Consider the following 15,820-nt stretch of genomic DNA (forward strand, 5'->3'; position numbering starts at 1 on the left):
CTCGACGCTTTGGATCAAGCAATCTGGCAAAGAAAAACACTTGATAACAATACCTTGGTTCACCACTCAGACCGTGGATCGCAATATCTCTCGATCAAGTATACCGAGCGCCTTGTCGAATTCGGTATTGATCCATCGGTTGGAACAGTCGGCGATTCCTATGATAATGCCCTCGCTGAATGCGTCATTGGCCTGTTCAAAACAGAGGTCATCAACCAGATCGGTCCATGGAAATCGAGGCGCGAAGTCGAATGGGAAGCGCTGAAATGGGTCGATTGGTATAACAACCGTCGGCTATTCGGTCCCATCGGATACATCACACCCGCAGAAGCAGAGGAGGTATTATATGCAAATCTAAACACACTCGATAAAGTAGCCTGACGTTGAACAAAGCACCCTCCGGTAAAATCGGGGCGGTTCAACATCCCGAGATCCGCTTTAGCCAACGCACCGCAAGCTGATGACGTGGTAGTCTGGCTTGAGGATCTTGTCGATGGTCGGCCGCTCGTGTCAGACGCGCCTCCCTTTGATGAGAGATGGCTAAAGCAGATCACTGGGGATCAAGAGTGGTGTAAGGTCTATCCCCTGGAACAGGCGCTCTGGTGGGCTTTCTCTGAAGAGGGTAAAATCAATCCTGGCAAACTGCGGCGCGCGTATAAACATCGAGCGTCGCATAAGACTGTTCATAGAGCGGCTGATGATGCCGCCGCACATGCCTATGCATGGCGAAATGCAATGAGATAGGAAAACTCATGACCCCAGTCCGAAACACCAACGAAGAGATCAAAGCGTTTCTCGATGAATATGCAGCCTTATGTGCAAAGCACGGGATTTCAATCAGAGGCGCAGGCCAGCAGCTCGGTGAGATGCGTGATTTCGTTGGTGGTTACAGCGCTGTCCGGCACGTCGGTGATGGCTATAGCTTTAGAGAATATACGCGCGGAAACCGTAAACAGGGGCCTTCTGTCATATCTTCTGATGAACTCCCTGAGGGGGTTAATTTCCCTGAGGCGCTGCGCTGAAACCCGCTCTCTCAGAAAACCTTCACTGAACGTCGAAAATCCTCACCTTTTGAGGGGCTACTTTGAAAACTCTCACCTTTTGATCATTTACTTAGACAATCGTCACCCGTTGACTTTGAATTCTGCACTGAGTTTTGGTTCTCTGGGGACATGAGTCATTTCATATCTTCAGAGTATGCTTGGATCACACCGCCCGTTCGCATCTTACCAGGCTTTCGCGCAATTTTCGTAGCTCTTGCGGGCCTTCAATACAGCTCTGTCTCATATCCGGACAGCGCGGAGCAAAGAGACAGCCTTGACGCGCTGCAAAGGGGTCCGCTGCTGCTGCGCCCAGCTTTTGTTCGGGCAGACCAGCTTGTGGGTCCGGCAGCAAGGTCGCGGCAAGGAGAGCGCGGGTATAAGGGTGGCAGGCATCCGCGAAGAGCGCATCTGTCGCGGCTTCTTCAATCTTCTGTCCGAGATACATGACAGCCACGTGGTCAGCCAGATGCTCAACCACGGCAAGGTTATGACTAACGAACACCATTGTAAGGCCAAGCTCTCTCTTGAGCGATAGCAATAGGTTAATGATCTGCGCCTGCACCGAGACATCGAGAGCCGAGGTCGGCTCGTCACAGATCAAAACGCGCGGTCCGAGGATAACCGCGCGTGCGATAGCGACCCGCTGCCTTTGCCCGCCGGAGAGTTCGCCAGGATATGCATCAGCTAACCGTGAGGGCAGTCCAACCAGATCGAGCATCCGCTTGACCTCTACATCGACATTCGTGCCGCCATGCAATCGCAGCGGCTGACCAACCAGAGTCTGGATACGTTTGACTGGGTTGAGTGAGGCATTGGGGTTCTGAAACACGGGCTGTATCAACCGCACGCGGTCGGCCACGGGCATGGCACCGATCTTCTGGCCCGCGATCTCGACCTCACCGCGATCGGGCTGCAACAGTCCCAGCATGATGCTGACCGCCGTGCTTTTGCCGCAACCAGATTCCCCGACGAGACCAAGCGTTTCGCCTTCGGCCACCTCAAGCGACAGGTCGTTCACGGCCACCAGTTCTTCGGTCGGAGCGAACATGCCACGGCGCAGGTGGTAGGTTTTGCGAATATCGGTCATGCGGATCATCGGGATCGGTACGCTCATGCTACCACCTCCGCCGCTTTGACACATTCAACGAACTGCCCCTGTCCGGCGCTTATGCGTGGCACCGGATCGTGAGCGCACTCTGGTCCGGCAATGGCGCAGCGGTCGCGAAAGGCGCAGCCTTGCATCGTTCCTATCAGGCCCGGGACCCGCCCTGGAATGGCGGGCAATTCACTGCCGCGCGGGGTGACACCTGGTACCGGGATCGCGGCGAGCAGCCCCTTGGTATATGGGTGACGCGGCGTGGCAAACAGGTCAACGGCGGGCGCGTGTTCCGCAATACGTCCGGCGTACATCACCGCAACATCGTTCGCGATGGCCGCAACCACGCCCAGATCATGAGTAATCAGCAATAGAGACAGGCCAAGATCGGCCTGCAATTCGCCCAGAAGCGTCAGGATCTGGGCTTGAATGGTTACGTCCAGTGCTGTCGTCGGCTCGTCTGCGATCAGCAGTCTGGGCCTTCCCATCAGTGCCGAGGCGATCATGATGCGCTGGCGTTGCCCACCAGAGAACCCATGTGGATATTGCGTCAGCCGCGCCGCCGGATTCGCGATTCCCACGCGGTCAAGCATCTCGATTGCGCGGGCGTCGGCCTCTTTCCGGCTCAACTTTTCGTGGCGCATGACGCCTTCGGTCAGTTGTCGCCCGATGGTAAGCGTCGGATTTAGCGCGCTGGTCGGGTCCTGAAAGATCATCGCCACATCACGTCCGCGCAGCTTTGCCAGCTTGGCGTCGGTTTTGGTCGTCAGGTCCTGCCCCGCCATCTCGAACCGGTCGCTCGTGACCTTGGCGTAGCGCGGCAGCAGCCCCATAATCGAGGTCGCCGTCAGCGATTTGCCGCAGCCCGACTCGCCTACAAGGCAGAGCGTCTCTCCCTTGGCGATCTGTAGATCGACACCCCGAACCGCGTTCAGCATGCCACGATCGGTGGGGATCGACACCTTCAGGTTACGAATATCAAGGATCATCTCGGTCATTTTCGTGCAGGCCCCGTTATATCGCGCATTCCATCGCCAAAAAGGTTCACCGCCAGTACCAGCAGGCAGAGCACAGATCCAGGCAGAGCGATCAGCCAGGGATCAAAGAGAATATTGTCGCGGCCTTCGGAAATCATCAGCCCCCAGCTTGGCGTCGGCGGGCGTACGCCCAGCCCGAGGAAGGACAATGCCGCCTCCAGCAGGATCACGTTTGCGACCTCCAACGAGACGACGACAAGGATCGTGGCGCGCATGTTGGGCAAAATTTCGAGAAACAGGATGCGCGTCCGGCTGGCTCCGATGGCCCGCAGGCCCATAATGAACTCCTGGTGTCGCAGGCTTTGAGCGGCGGCGCGGGTGACGACGGCGAACCGGTCCCACAGAAGCAGGCCCAAAACCGTAATCAGCGTGGTTAGCGACGCGCCACCCAGCGCTACAGCCGCAAGTGCGACCAGGACGATGGGCAATGACAGCCGCGTTGTGATAGCGAAGCTGATAACCAAGTCGATCCAACCGCCGAAATACCCCGCAATCAGGCCAAGAGTGATACCGATAGTGCCAGAGACAAGGATCACCCCCAGCCCGACACCCAGCGACACTCGTGCGCCATAGATCATGCGAGACAGGTAATCGCGTCCGAGGTGATCGGTCCCAAGAAGGTGTTCCGGCACCGAACGATCATGCCAGAAGGGTGGCAGCAGTCGGCGGGTCAAGTCCTGCGCAATCGGGTCATGCGGCGCGAGCAGCGGCGCAAGCAAAGCGATCAGGATGATAACTGCCAAAAGTGTGCCGCCGATCAGCGCGCCTGTATTGCCCCGCAACTTACGCCATACAGACGGGCGGGCGGTTTCGATGTTGACGTCGGACATCACGAGCCCCCCCTCAGGCGCGGATCCAGCACCGCGTTCAGAATATCGGCTAACGTGGTCAAGACCACGTAAAGCAGCGACAGGATCAGGATGATCGCCTGCACCACCGGCAAGTCACTGCGCAGAAGAGATTCCCAAGCCAGTCGACCCAGCCCGTTCAGTGCGAAGACGCTCTCGATCACGATGGAGCCGGACAGAAGCTGCCCCAATTGCACCGCTGCCAACGACACCAGCGGCAGCACCGCATTGCGCAAAGCGTGGCGTGAAATCACGAGGCGCATCGGCAGCCCCTTGGCCTTGGCCGCCCGGACGTAATCCGTGGCCAGCACATCGATCATGCCCGAGCGCGTGATGCGCATGAGTTCGGGGATGGCGTAGTAGCTCAACACGATCACGGGCAGGATGTAACCCTGCCATGTGTCCGCGCCTGAAATAGGGACCCAGCCATACCAGACACCAAAGACCACGATGGCCATCAAGCCCAACCAGAAGCTCGGGATTGCCTGCCCAGACACGGCGATCACCAGCGCAAGGCGGTCGATCCAGCCGTTCGGCCTTAGCGCCGCCGCGACACCCAAGGGCACCGCGATCACTAAAGCGACGAGGAATGAGATAAAGCCGAGCGTCAGCGTGACGCCGGCACGGTTGCCGATGATCTCGGTCACCGGCACATTGAAATAGATGCTCTGCCCCAGATTTCCGGTCAAAGCGCTGCCGATCCAGTCGAGGTATTGAACAACCAATGGTCGGTCAAAGCCATAAGCCACGCGGATCGCTTCGGCATCCTCGGCGCGGCCACCAGAGCCCGCGATGGCAATCGCAGGGTCGCCCGAAACGAACATCAGACCAAAGCTCAGCGCGGACACGGTCAGACAGACCAAGAGCGCCACGAGCAGACGTTTGAATATGAAAGAGAGCATAGGTCTTTCCGTTATTGGGGCCGGACGGCAGGGAGAGGACCGTCCGACCCGTTACGTTGGCAGGATCAGCTTATTTCCAGCTGGCTGCCCACCAACGGGCGAACTCATCCGGGTGCGGAGTGAAGTTCAGGTCGTCGGACAGGCCATAGTTGACGTTGAAGTTGTACATCGGCATCCAATAGGCTTCCTCTGCAATCTTCTTGACGGCCATTGAGTAGTTCTCGGCGCGCACGTCGCGATCTGATGCAGTGTCTGCCTCTGTCAGCCAAGCTGCCAGTTCCGCGTCCTGCACAAGGTCATCCGCACCGCCGCCAAAGAAGTTTGACAGGATGAATGCGGTGTCACCGATCCCGTAGCTGCCCCAGTTTGAGAAGAACGCCGGAAGTTCTTTGGCGCGCCACTTGCCGATACCCGAGGAATACTGCTGCTCGTTCAGCTCCAGAGTCACGCCGACATTGGCAAGGTCTGCTGCCACGGCTTCGGCAGTCGGGCGGGGCATGGCGGCGAAAACCATTTCCATCTTGAAGCCGTCCTCGTAGCCAGCTTCGGCCAGCAAAGCTTTGGCTTTCTCAGGGTCGTATTCATAGGCCGTGACATCCTGTTCACAGCCAAACTGCGCCGGGTTGCATGGGGTGTTGAGAACCTCAGAGGCACCGCCTGCGAAAGCGTCGACAATCGCGCCGCGGTTGGTGGCATGGATCAGCGCCTGACGCACGCGTTTGTCGGCAATCGGTGTGTCACCGTCCATTGCCTCGGGGGCGAAACCAACATAGCCGATGCGCATGATCGGCGCGCTTATGATCTGTACCCGTCCTTCAAGGCGCGACGCCTGATCAGGAGGAATACGCCAAATCCAGTCCAGTGAGCCTGACATCAGTTCAGCATATTGTGTGTTCATTTCCGGTATGGTGCGAACGGAGATCTTGTCGATGGTGGCGCCGGATTTGGGGCTGCCTTCGTAGTGATCCTCAAAGCGCTCCATCTCATACCGGATGCCCGGTTCCTGGCTGATCAGCTTGTAAGGGCCGGTGCCGATTGGTGTGGCGGACATACCGGCGGACCCGTTTTCTGCAAAGAAGGCGTGCGGATAGATCGGCAGCGCATCAGCCAGCATCTCGACCGCACCGGCAAAGGGCTTGGACATGTTGATGCGGACTTTGTAGTCGTCCAGCTTCTCAACGCTGTCGATCCAGTCTACCGAGATCGAATAACGGGTGCCGTATTCAGGGGTGATCACGGTGTTGAGCGTTTCAACCACGTCATCGGCGGTAAAGTCTACACCGTTGTGGAACTTGACGCCTTGGCGGAGGGTGAATTCCATCGTCAACGGGCCAGTGAATTCCCAGGATTCCGCCAGCGCCGGTACGATCTCGCCGGTGTCGAGGTTCTTATAGAGCAGCCCGTCATAGATGTGCCGCGCGAGGATCAGGCCCTGACGACCGGCGATCTTGTAGGTATCAAGCGGCTCTGGCTCGGCGGCGAAAGCGACGTTGAGCGTGTTGGACGCCTTGTCGGCAAGTGCGGGTGTGCCCAGCGTCAGCGCAGTGCTGGCAGCAAGGACGGCCAAGGAAGTGAGGCCTTTTATGGAGAATGTCTGTGTCATGGATCTCTCTCTGTCAGTTGAGTGAAGGGAAGATGTGTTGCGCCGGCTTTCCGGTTCTAAGCGGGTTGTTTTGCACTCCGCGTTATTTCGGCCAATGTCTCGCCAGCGCGCAGTCGTTCGAGGATTGTTTTCTCGTCCTCCTGCATTTTGCGGGCGCGCGCGGCGTGGGTCGCGGCCTGATCTTTGTCCAGCACGGCAACCCCGTTTTCGTCGGCCAGAATGATATCGGCGGGCCGGACGGAGACGCCGCCACAGCCCACGGTCACATTGAAGTCGCCGCCAAGCCCGCGCGGCTTGGTGGTGATTGGTGACCGGCCACGGCACCAGACTGGAAAGTCTTCTTGTTCTATGGCGGAGCGGTCGGTGACAAAGCCGTCGATTACGGCCCCCACCACGCCGCGAGCCTTAGCGGCTGCGGTCGTGACCGCGCCCCAACAGGCATGGCGAAGATCGCCGCAACGATCGATGACGATGACCTGTCCGGGTTTTGCTGCGGACAGTGCCTCGGTCAGCATCGCGCCATCGTCGCCGAGCATACGCACAGTCAGGGCGGGGCCAAAGACAGTTCGACCAGGCAACAGGCCCTGTAGCGCAGGTGACATGAAGCCCGATTCAAGAAAATGCCCCAGCGTTGCTGTTTCGATGTCCGAAAGGTCGAATTGAGATGTCATGCCCTGTCCTGTCGCCTGATTTGTAGGAAAAAGGATGGCGGCGGGACAGCGGTAGGGTCAAATAGCCGGAGGTTATGGTAAGCATAACCTCCGGGTCGAAAGCGTCGCTCAGATCGCTGCGGTGACGATGAATTCCACCTTGTAGTCCGGCGTCGCCAACTTGGCTTCACCACAAGCACGCGCTGCCGGATTGGCAGGATCGACCCACGCATCGTAGACCGCGTTCATTTCTTGGAAATCGGCCATGTCGGCCAGCCAGATAATGACCTGCAAAAGCTTGGATTTATCGCTGCCTGCCTCTGCCAGTAGGCGGTCGACGGCATCCAGACAATCTTGGGTCTGGGCCGCGACATCGGCACCAGCGGTGCCGACCTGACCGGCAAGGTAAACGGTGTTGTTGTGAAGGACGGCCTGACTCATGCGCGGGCCAGGGTGCAAACGGGTGATGCTCATGTTTTTCGCTTTCCGATTAAATGAGTGGCAAGCTTAGCCGAACGCGCAGCACACGCACAGATGCACGCCATAGCCAACGTCGATATGAGGTATTCGTATTGACTATATAATTGGTGATGAAAAATAGGGCATTCTGACCAGACCCAAACAAGAAACGAATCATCCGCATGAACGCTTTGCCGCAATCCGATCTAAACTGGAACCTGCTGCGCATGTTTTACATGATTGCAAAGGAGGAGAGCATCACGAAGGCCGCCAAACGGCTTGGCCTGAGCCAGCCTTCGGTCAGCAACGCACTGCAAAAGCTCGAAGCACAGCTCGGTTGCCAGTTGGTCTTTCGCGACAGCCGCCACTTTGAACTGACAACGCGTGGCGACAAGATATTCCAAGAATGCCGTGACATCTTTCACAGCGCTGGACGGATCAATCTTTTGGTCCGTGATGCCGAAGAGGAAGAACGCGGGCAAGTTCGGTATCAGATCATCAGCAATCTGGTGTCTCCCATGCTGGACGAGTTGCTGCGGCTTTATCATCAGCGATATCCTTCTGTGGCCTTTCAAAGCGAGGTCCAGAACAGCCAAGCCATCGTGCGTTCGATCCAACAGGGTCGTGGTACGATCGGATTTTGTCTGCTGGCCAAGCCTCTGGTCAACCTGCCCTCGATACGATTGTTTCGAGAAGAATTTTATGTGTTTTGCGGCGCCGAGCATCCGCTGTTTGGGCAGGAGAGCGTCGCGCTCCGCGACCTTCAGCGTGAGCCCTTCATCAGCTTCGCCTGCGCCACAGAAGGTATGGGGCTGGAACCGATGTCGGTCTTGCGCGAAGGAACAAGGCTGGGCAACCGCATCAACGGTTTGAGTACCAACATCGAAGAGGTTCGAAGAATGATCGTGGCCGGGATGGGAATTGGTATCCTGCCCCTGATGACCGCGCAGGACGACATCAAGCGCGGCGACCTGTGGCCGATCAAGATCACGGATGAAACGATCGGTGCCGATGTCTATCTGGTTCACGCCCCGAGAGAAAAACTATCTCCCTCGGAGCAGAAATTCGTAGATATCGCGCAGGAGCTTCTGGCGTTTTACCCGGATATGGTGTGATCGCGTGCCATATTGGCTGCCGCCAGATCCTGAAGCGCCATGCCGGCAGATTTGAACGCGGTTCGGGCATTCTCATCGCTGCGGCCGGGATGCGCGCCCTGACACAATTCGGCAAGATCGGCGCGGATGTGATCAGGCGAAATCCGCCCCGCCTCCAGCGGTTGGGCAAGGTCCCCCGCAAGCGACGCCCCTGCCCGCAGATCAACGAAAACCTCGCCCTGCATGATTGCCTGATCGTCGCTTTCGCGCATGTCCCCCTTGAATGCACCGATCAGGTCGAGGTGGCTGCCGGGCTTGAGCCATTCGCCATAGATGATGGGCCTTGTAGATGCGGTAGCTGTGCTGATCACATCTGCCGCGCGGCACGCTACTTCAAGGTCGTCTACTGCCTGAGCAGGCAGGCCCTGTGTCCTGAGCGCTTCGGCAACAGCCGATGCTTTATCGCTGCTGCGCCCCCAGATTAAAACCGAGGTGTATGACCGCACCGCACAATGCGCCGCTGCCACGGCGAGGGAAAGTTGCCCCGTGCCGACGATTACTAAATTGCGGGCTTCCTTGCGTGCGAGGAAATCCGCCGCCAGTGCCGACGCCGCCGCCGTGCGCCGCACGGTCAATGTATCTCCATCCAGCGCCGCCTGCATCTGGCCAGTCTCACCATCAAACAGCAGGTAACCCGCGTTGATTGTCGGGCGGCCCTTCGCGGCGTTGTCAGGTAAAAAGGTCACCACCTTGACGCCAATGCTTTCACCCGGAACCCAGGCGGGCATGATAAGAAGCGATGCTTCGCTGCCGTCCGGCTGTTGGATGGTCAGAACCTGTCGGTCAGGTGCCTGCACCGCATTGCTCCGGTACCAGTCGCGCAACTGCCCGATTAGTTCGGGCCAATTCAGCGCGGCTTCAAGCGCCTCATGTCCGATCAATTGGCTCATCGATCGGCCCGTTTGACGACGGCATGCAGCAGAATATTGAGACCAGCGACGAAATCCTCTGGTGTGCAGCTTTCTTCATTGTTGTGCGTGATGCCGTTTTCGCAAGGCGCAAAGATCATCGCGGTTGGGCAATGGGTGGCAAGGAAATAAGCGTCATGGCCCGCTTGGCTTTCAATATCACGCCAGTTGAAATCCATGCGGATAGCCTCGTCGCGGATACCGTCGATCATTTCGTGGTCAAAAATGTCGCCGCCCCATTCCCATTCATCCTCGATCTGCGCCTCACAGCCACAGCGCGCGGCGGATTCGAACAGGGCTCTGCGCATTTTTTCCGCCATTGCACGGGTAGTGATCAGGTCGGGGTGGCGCACATCACAGACCGCTTCGGCGGTATCGGACAGTATCCCCGGTTTGTTTGGCCAAGCGGTCAGCCGCGCAGCGGTGGCCTTGCCGTCAAGCACCGCAAAATCCCAGCCGATGTCATCGACGGCGGTCAGCCAGCGCGCGCCCGCCGCAAGTGCGTTCTTGCGCAGGTCCATCGGTGTTGGCCCTGTGTGCGCTGTCTGCCCCTTAAACGATGCCCGCATTCCGCGCACCGGATAGCCGCCGGTGACAATGCCAACCTGCCGCTTCTCTGCATCAAGGATCGGCCCTTGTTCAATATGCAATTCAAAATAGGCGTCAATCTCGCCGGCCTTGCAGGCACGTTCGCCGTTGTAACCGATCCGTTTCAGCTCATCACCGAAACGCGCGCCATCGTCGCCGATCAGGTCATGCACCCAGTTGATGTCATATTTGCCAACGAAACAGCCCGAAGCGACCATCGGCGGAGAGAATCTCGCGCCTTCCTCGTTTGTCCAGTCGACCACCACGATGGGGCGTTTCGTGACATGGCCCGTATCGTTCAAGCTACGGATTACTTCCAGTCCGCCCAGGACGCCGGCTATTCCGTCAAAACGTCCACCGTTGATTTGGGTGTCAAGGTGACTGCCGATCAGGATCGGCGGTAGATCGTTGTCAGTGCCGTCGCGGCGACCAAAGATGTTGCCCGCGGCGTCCACTTCGACGCTGAGTCCGGCCTGTTCGCACCACGACCGGAACAGATCGCGTATATCACGGTCAGCATCGCCAAGCGTCAGGCGCGACAACCCGCCAGGACGGCCTTTGCCGATCTCGGCAGAGGCTTCGATGGTGGACCAGAAGCGGTCAAGGTCGACACGGGTATCGGGGGTAAGCGGCATGGGAATCTTCTTTCTTTCAAGGACTGGGATCAAAACAGGATGCCCGGAAGTTCGGTAATCAGTGCGGGGAAGAGGACGAGAAGCAGCAGTACGCCGACCATCACGCCAAGGAAGGGCATCAGGTATTTGAACGACGCGCTAAGCGGTATTTCACCAACCCTGCAGGCTGCCATAAGGTCGATGCCCAAAGGAGGCGTATTGGCACCAATGGCCAGGTTTATAGTCAACAGGATGCCGAAATAGACCGGGTCGATGCCGTAGTGGCCAAGGATCGGTAGGAACACCGGCGCAAGGATCAGGATGATCGCGATGCTCTCCATGAAGGTGCCGAGAATTAACAGTACCGCCATCATCATCAAGAGCGCCACGGTGCCACTTTCGGTGGTCTGTGTGATGCCGTTGACCGCCATCTGCGGCACCTGTTCGGCAGCAAGGATCCAACCAAAAACCGAGGCTGAAGCGATCACAAGCAGGATCACACCAGTCATCTCGGTGGTCTCACGCAGTAACCGCATCAACGTGGAAAGCGATAGCGCGCGATAAACAAACACCCCGATGAATAGCGCATATGCAACACCGATCCCGGCAGCCTCTGTCGGAGTGAAGATGCCAAGGCGAATACCGCCGACGATTATAATCGGCGCCAGCATGGCAAGGATTGACCCCTTGGCGGCGCGCCCCAGCTCCCCCCAAGAGAATGGCTCACCACCCTGCCAGCCGTGGCGGCGGGAAATCCACCAAGCGACAAGTATAAGACCAAGACCCAGCAGGATACCGGGCAGGATCGCGGCGACAAAAAGCTGGCCGATCGAACTGTTGGTGGCGGTGCCGTAAACGATCAGCACGATTGACGGTGGAATGACGGTACCAAGTGAGCCAGCACAGCCCAGTGCCGAGGCCGAAAAGCCGGGCGCATAACCCTGATCCTTCATCGCGGGTAGCATCATCGTGCCGATGGCTACCACGTCGGCTACCCCCGAACCCGAGAGCGAGCCGAACATCATGCAGGCGATGATCATCACCATCGCCAACCCGCCGGTGCGCCGCCCGATCAACGCTGAACACAGTGCGATGATTCGAGGTGCAAGACCGCCATGGACCATGAGCAAACCCGCCAACAGGAACAGCGGAATCGCCAGCAGCGTAAAGCTGTTGATGCCCGCGACGGCGCGCTGCGCCACCACCATCATCGGTGCGGCATCGGCGATCAGCAGATAGAACATCGAAGACAGGCCCAGTGCGACTGCGATGGGTGCATCCAGCAGCACCAGCCCCACAAAGACCACAATAAGCAAAACAAGCGCGAGGCTCATGCGCGGCCCCCTTTCAGGATTAGGCCCAGGAGCGCAAACCCGCAGCAGACCGGTAATGAGAGGTAAAACAGCCCGACAGGCAGTGACAAAGCAGTGGTCTGGTGCGACCAAGTAATCTGGGTCAGCTTCCAACCGGTCCAGACGAACACCACAAGAAAAGTAAAACTCGCCAGCCACGCCAAAACAGCAAATGCTCGGCGCAGTAGCGCGGGCATCGTTACCAGATCAAGCAGCCCGGCGCGAAAGTGCGAGCCGCGCACAAAGCCCGAAATCGTGCCTACAAATGTCAGCCAGACCAGCGCCATACGCGGCAATTCCTCGGCCCAACGGGGGGTAGAGGAGAACAGGTAGCGCGAGATGACCACATAGACCACCATCGCCGCAAACCCCGCCACCAATGCCGCCCCGACCCAGCGCGCCGCGCGGTCGATAACAGTGGCCGCGCGCAGTGACCCTTTCCCAAGTGTCATGGCTTCAGAAATCCTTCTGGTCCGCGGCAAAGCATGCATTCGTCGCAATAGGCCGCGACAACCACCCATTCGTCAGAAATCACCTCGACCGTGTGGTCCAGACCGGGGGGCAGCCTCACAGCAGTGCCTTCGGTCATATGATATTCCTCGCCCCCCGCCCGCAGGATCGCCTCGCCTTTCAGCGTCAGAGTTACCTCGTCGCGGGGATGGTTGTGGGCGGTGGATTTCGCGCCTTTTTTGCCAGTGGTCACGGAGAGCTTGATAAAGCCTTCACCGCGGGCAGCAGGTGAAAACAGTACCTTCTGGGTGAAGTCGTAAAGTTGCACCGGCTCTACCGATGCAACTTCTGTTATTTCAGGGCGCAGAGTCATTTGCGGTAGGTGTTCAAGATGGTCAGAAGCTCTTCACCGTAAACGTCCTTCTGGCTTTCCCAAATCGGCTCGACCGCTGCGATAAAGGCCGCTTTGTCGACCTCGTTGAACTTCATGCCTTTTTCTTCAAGCTGGGCGATCAACTGGTCATTGGCGGCAGCAACCATGTCGCGTTGTTTCAGGCCCCAAGACGTGGCCGCTTCCATGACGATGGCCTGATCTTCGGCAGAGATCTTGTCCCAGACCGAATTCGAGATGGTTAGGGTCGCGGCACCCCAGATGTGTTCGGAGAGCGAGACATATTTCTGCACTTCGAAGAACGACGCAGAATAGATAATCGCCAGTGGGTTTTCCTGTGCATCGAACAGACCTTGTTGAAGTGCGGAGTAGAGCTCACCGAAAGACAGAGGTGCTGGTTCTGCGCCCAGACCTTCGAACGTCGCCAGCCGCACTTTGTCGGGCGTGACGCGGATTTTCAGACCAGCGAGGTCTTCTGGGTTTTCCACGGGGCGGACATTATTGGTGATGTTTCGAAAACCGTTTTCCCACCAGCCCAAGACCTTGATGCCCTTGCCGTCGAGCATATCGGCCAGCGCAACACCCAGATCGCCGTCAAGCGCGGCAAAGGCCTGATCCCGTGCGCCCCAAGCATAGGGCATTTCAATGATGCCCATGCGTGGCTCAATACCTTGGAACGACCCCGAACCGATCAGACCGGCCTGTACCGAACCGAATTGCAGGCCCTCGATCACTTCCTTTTCGCTGCCAAGCTGCCCGGAGGGGAAAACCTTGATCGCGACGCGGCCTTCGGTGCGGTTGTTGACCTCATCTGCAAAACCGGTGGCGGCAGTGTGCCAGCTGTGACTTTCTGGCAGGACGTGGCCAAGGCGAATCGACACGCCGTCGGCCAAAGCGGCAACCGGCGCAAAGGCCACAAGGCTGGCGGCCAGTAGGCCACCTTTGATTAGGGTGATGGGGGATTTCATTTTGGTCTCTCCTGTTGAGCAGCAATTGCCACAGAAGAAATACCGAACTTGGACCCTACGCAAATAGGCTCAGCCTATGATTGATACAGATTTTTTGAATACTCGAGCGCCTGTGCGCAGTGTTTCGTTCCCGCTACGCGCGAACGCTTGCAAACATCATGCACACTCGCGAGAGCACAATCCGCATCTCGCAAATGCCGCAGATGCAGCGCACGATAGCTAAATACGCATAGTAAATCTTAGGCATCAATGGTGCTGCGGTAACAGGTTAATTTCTGATCTGCGGAAGCTCCAACGATTGTGTCACCTTCATGTTCTGTTCCGTCTTTCGCAACCTCCTCCTCGTAGACATCACGGATTACAGCCTAAAAATTCGATTTGAGAAGAAATTTGGGGTGGCTATCGTACGTGCCCCCAAGGGTAGCGGTTGCGTGTTTCAGTGCAGCATTCCGAAGTTGAGCTGGAAATTTGCAAAGGGCCAAAATCGGCCCATCCGCGGTGAAAATCGTGCTCAACACCGTGACGCGCAAATTTATCTGCTCAGTAAGCCTTCTAAGTCATTGATATCCGGAAAACGAGGCGCAATATTACGCGCTTTCCTACAAGGATCCTAGGGAAGCGGTTAAGTTTGCGTGGCGCGCATAAGTTTGCGCGTCGCGGACTTTTTCCGAGAATATAAACAATATAAAATCACAGCATTAATGCACTTCACGCTGGGCGCTGAGTGTTCTCGCAAAAGCCTGTAAGTGCTCCATAGGCCGTCTAGAACCGTGGGCGCTTAGCAGGGAAAGCTTAGCGGTCTCGTTTGGCGGTAATTATCTCTGGTTATTTCTCTTCGCCCTGCGCGCGCTGGAGCATCTCGGAGCGAAGCTGCCGAGCGAGCTCGGACGGGGCTGTAGGTTTAGTGCAGACCAGCAGTTCTGGATGGGCTTCGCGCAATGGGTCTGGCAGCCCCACGCCGGTATGCACGACAACCGGCACCTTGGGGCGGAGCACGCTAAGCACAGGGCCTATTTTTCCGTCAGGCAGGTCAACATCTACGATAGCTGCATCGGGCAACTCATTCTCGATCAACTTTAGGGCCTGCGCGATGGACGAAGCCGGTCCCACCGGGATACCGCCCGCCTCCTCCACACCAAAGGCAAGATCCAGCGCGATGAAGGGTTCGTCCTCCACGATTAAAACCTTGAGGCCCGCGAGATATCGGTGGGTTTCAAGCATAGAAAGGCTCCTTCGTTAATGTAGTAGACGCGCACGTGATGCGGTCAGGTGGACCTCCACCCCGCTTGGTTGCCAGTCATATTCGATTTCACCGCCCAACTGTCCGGTCGCACTCAGTTTTGCGAGCTTGGAACCAAAGCCATTCTGAAGCGGCGGTCCTGTCAACTCTGGGCCACCGGTTTCTTTCCAATCCAAGGTCAACACATCACCAACAAGGTCCCAGGCTACGCGCAGCTTGCCGGTTGCAGCCGAAAGGGCGCCATATTTGGCAGCGTTGGTTGCCAGCTCGTGAAGGATAAGCGCAAACCCAGTTGCGGCCGTGGGCCCAAATTCAACCGCGGGGCCAGCCAGCTCAAGCACGCCAGGCCGACCCTCAACATGGGGCTCCATCACCACTTCGATCAACTTGCCGAGACTACTGGGGGCCGCGTGGTTCTGTCGAGGTAATCCCCCCATTTTTAATGGGGTCCAACCGTAGAATTCAGGCGGCTGTTTTCAGTTTCATGGCGGGTGTCATGCCGCCGATACCCATGTTG

Annotated in this window: 18 protein-coding genes; 3 read left to right on the forward strand and 15 right to left on the reverse strand. The window is 57.7% G+C overall.

The window, feature by feature from the left end:
* Both BLQ98_RS17105 and BLQ98_RS17110 read left to right on the forward strand, forming a co-directional pair.
* Positions 1–381: integrase core domain-containing protein (locus BLQ98_RS17105; RefSeq protein ID WP_141135369.1), on the forward strand; the 381-nt coding region annotated here is incomplete at its 5' end.
* A 371-nt stretch (positions 382–752) separates the two neighbouring features.
* Positions 753–1,022 carry a hypothetical protein gene (locus tag BLQ98_RS17110; RefSeq protein WP_093734412.1) on the forward strand — a complete coding sequence of 90 codons (270 nt, stop codon included), beginning with the start codon at positions 753–755 and terminating at the stop codon, positions 1,020–1,022.
* 184 nt (positions 1,023–1,206) lie between these two features.
* Here BLQ98_RS17110 and BLQ98_RS17115 read toward each other — a convergent pair whose 3' ends face one another.
* From BLQ98_RS17115 to BLQ98_RS17145, 7 genes are all read right to left on the reverse strand, one after another.
* Positions 1,207–2,157: an oligopeptide/dipeptide ABC transporter ATP-binding protein gene (locus BLQ98_RS17115; RefSeq protein ID WP_093734413.1), complete on the reverse strand. Its 951-nt coding sequence runs from the start codon at positions 2,155–2,157 to the stop codon at positions 1,207–1,209.
* A complete protein-coding gene (locus BLQ98_RS17120) occupies positions 2,154–3,128 on the reverse strand; it encodes an ABC transporter ATP-binding protein (protein ID WP_093734426.1) in 975 nt (324 codons plus the stop codon). The genes BLQ98_RS17115 and BLQ98_RS17120 overlap by 4 nt, the downstream gene beginning before the upstream one ends.
* 5 nt (positions 3,129–3,133) lie before the next feature.
* Positions 3,134–4,006, reverse strand: a complete 873-nt coding sequence (locus BLQ98_RS17125) for an ABC transporter permease (protein ID WP_093734414.1) — start codon at positions 4,004–4,006, stop codon at positions 3,134–3,136.
* Positions 4,006–4,926 (reverse strand): ABC transporter permease, encoded by a 921-nt coding sequence (locus BLQ98_RS17130; RefSeq protein WP_093734415.1) that lies wholly within the window; start codon positions 4,924–4,926, stop codon positions 4,006–4,008. Before BLQ98_RS17130 ends, BLQ98_RS17125 begins: the two co-directional genes overlap by 1 nt.
* Positions 4,927–4,996: 70 nt before the next feature.
* Positions 4,997–6,529 (reverse strand): ABC transporter substrate-binding protein, encoded by a 1,533-nt coding sequence (locus BLQ98_RS17135; RefSeq protein WP_093734416.1) that lies wholly within the window; start codon positions 6,527–6,529, stop codon positions 4,997–4,999.
* Positions 6,530–6,585: 56 nt separating this feature from the next.
* Positions 6,586–7,200, reverse strand: a complete 615-nt coding sequence (locus BLQ98_RS17140; RefSeq protein ID WP_093734417.1) for an RraA family protein — start codon at positions 7,198–7,200, stop codon at positions 6,586–6,588.
* Positions 7,201–7,308: 108 nt separating this feature from the next.
* Entirely contained in the window at positions 7,309–7,653 is a 345-nt protein-coding gene (locus tag BLQ98_RS17145; RefSeq protein WP_208596092.1) for a RidA family protein, read from the reverse strand.
* 167 nt (positions 7,654–7,820) lie between these two features.
* Between BLQ98_RS17145 and BLQ98_RS17150 the strand changes: the two genes are divergently transcribed.
* On the forward strand, positions 7,821–8,753 hold the full coding sequence (locus BLQ98_RS17150; protein WP_093734418.1) for a LysR family transcriptional regulator: 933 nt from the start codon (positions 7,821–7,823) through the stop codon (positions 8,751–8,753).
* On the opposite strand, the gene lhpI is transcribed toward BLQ98_RS17150, so the two are convergent.
* From lhpI to BLQ98_RS17190, 8 genes are all read right to left on the reverse strand, one after another.
* On the reverse strand, positions 8,735–9,682 hold the full coding sequence (gene lhpI, locus BLQ98_RS17155; protein WP_093734419.1) for a bifunctional Delta(1)-pyrroline-2-carboxylate/Delta(1)-piperideine-2-carboxylate reductase: 948 nt from the start codon (positions 9,680–9,682) through the stop codon (positions 8,735–8,737). The two genes, BLQ98_RS17150 and lhpI, sit on opposite strands and share 19 nt — an antisense overlap.
* The gene (locus BLQ98_RS17160) at positions 9,679–10,923 is read right to left on the reverse strand and encodes a Zn-dependent hydrolase (protein ID WP_093734420.1); all 1,245 of its coding nucleotides are present in this window, start codon (positions 10,921–10,923) and stop codon (positions 9,679–9,681) included. Before BLQ98_RS17160 ends, lhpI begins: the two co-directional genes overlap by 4 nt.
* A gap of 29 nt (positions 10,924–10,952) precedes the next feature.
* Entirely contained in the window at positions 10,953–12,236 is a 1,284-nt protein-coding gene (locus BLQ98_RS17165; protein WP_093734421.1) for a TRAP transporter large permease, read from the reverse strand.
* On the reverse strand, positions 12,233–12,706 hold the full coding sequence (locus BLQ98_RS17170) for a TRAP transporter small permease (protein ID WP_093734422.1): 474 nt from the start codon (positions 12,704–12,706) through the stop codon (positions 12,233–12,235). Before BLQ98_RS17170 ends, BLQ98_RS17165 begins: the two co-directional genes overlap by 4 nt.
* Positions 12,703–13,077, reverse strand: coding sequence for a cupin domain-containing protein (locus BLQ98_RS17175; protein WP_244148478.1), 375 nt, complete (start codon positions 13,075–13,077; stop codon positions 12,703–12,705). Before BLQ98_RS17175 ends, BLQ98_RS17170 begins: the two co-directional genes overlap by 4 nt.
* Positions 13,074–14,063 (reverse strand): TRAP transporter substrate-binding protein, encoded by a 990-nt coding sequence (locus tag BLQ98_RS17180; RefSeq protein ID WP_093734423.1) that lies wholly within the window; start codon positions 14,061–14,063, stop codon positions 13,074–13,076. The genes BLQ98_RS17175 and BLQ98_RS17180 overlap by 4 nt, the downstream gene beginning before the upstream one ends.
* An 825-nt stretch (positions 14,064–14,888) precedes the next feature.
* Positions 14,889–15,284 (reverse strand): response regulator, encoded by a 396-nt coding sequence (locus tag BLQ98_RS17185; RefSeq protein ID WP_093734424.1) that lies wholly within the window; start codon positions 15,282–15,284, stop codon positions 14,889–14,891.
* 15 nt (positions 15,285–15,299) lie between these two features.
* On the reverse strand, positions 15,300–15,740 hold the full coding sequence (locus tag BLQ98_RS17190; protein WP_141135370.1) for a sensor histidine kinase: 441 nt from the start codon (positions 15,738–15,740) through the stop codon (positions 15,300–15,302).
* Positions 15,741–15,820: the final 80 nt, after the last annotated feature.

This window comes from Sulfitobacter litoralis, assembly GCF_900103185.1.
Classification (GTDB): Bacteria; Pseudomonadota; Alphaproteobacteria; order Rhodobacterales; family Rhodobacteraceae; genus Sulfitobacter; species Sulfitobacter litoralis.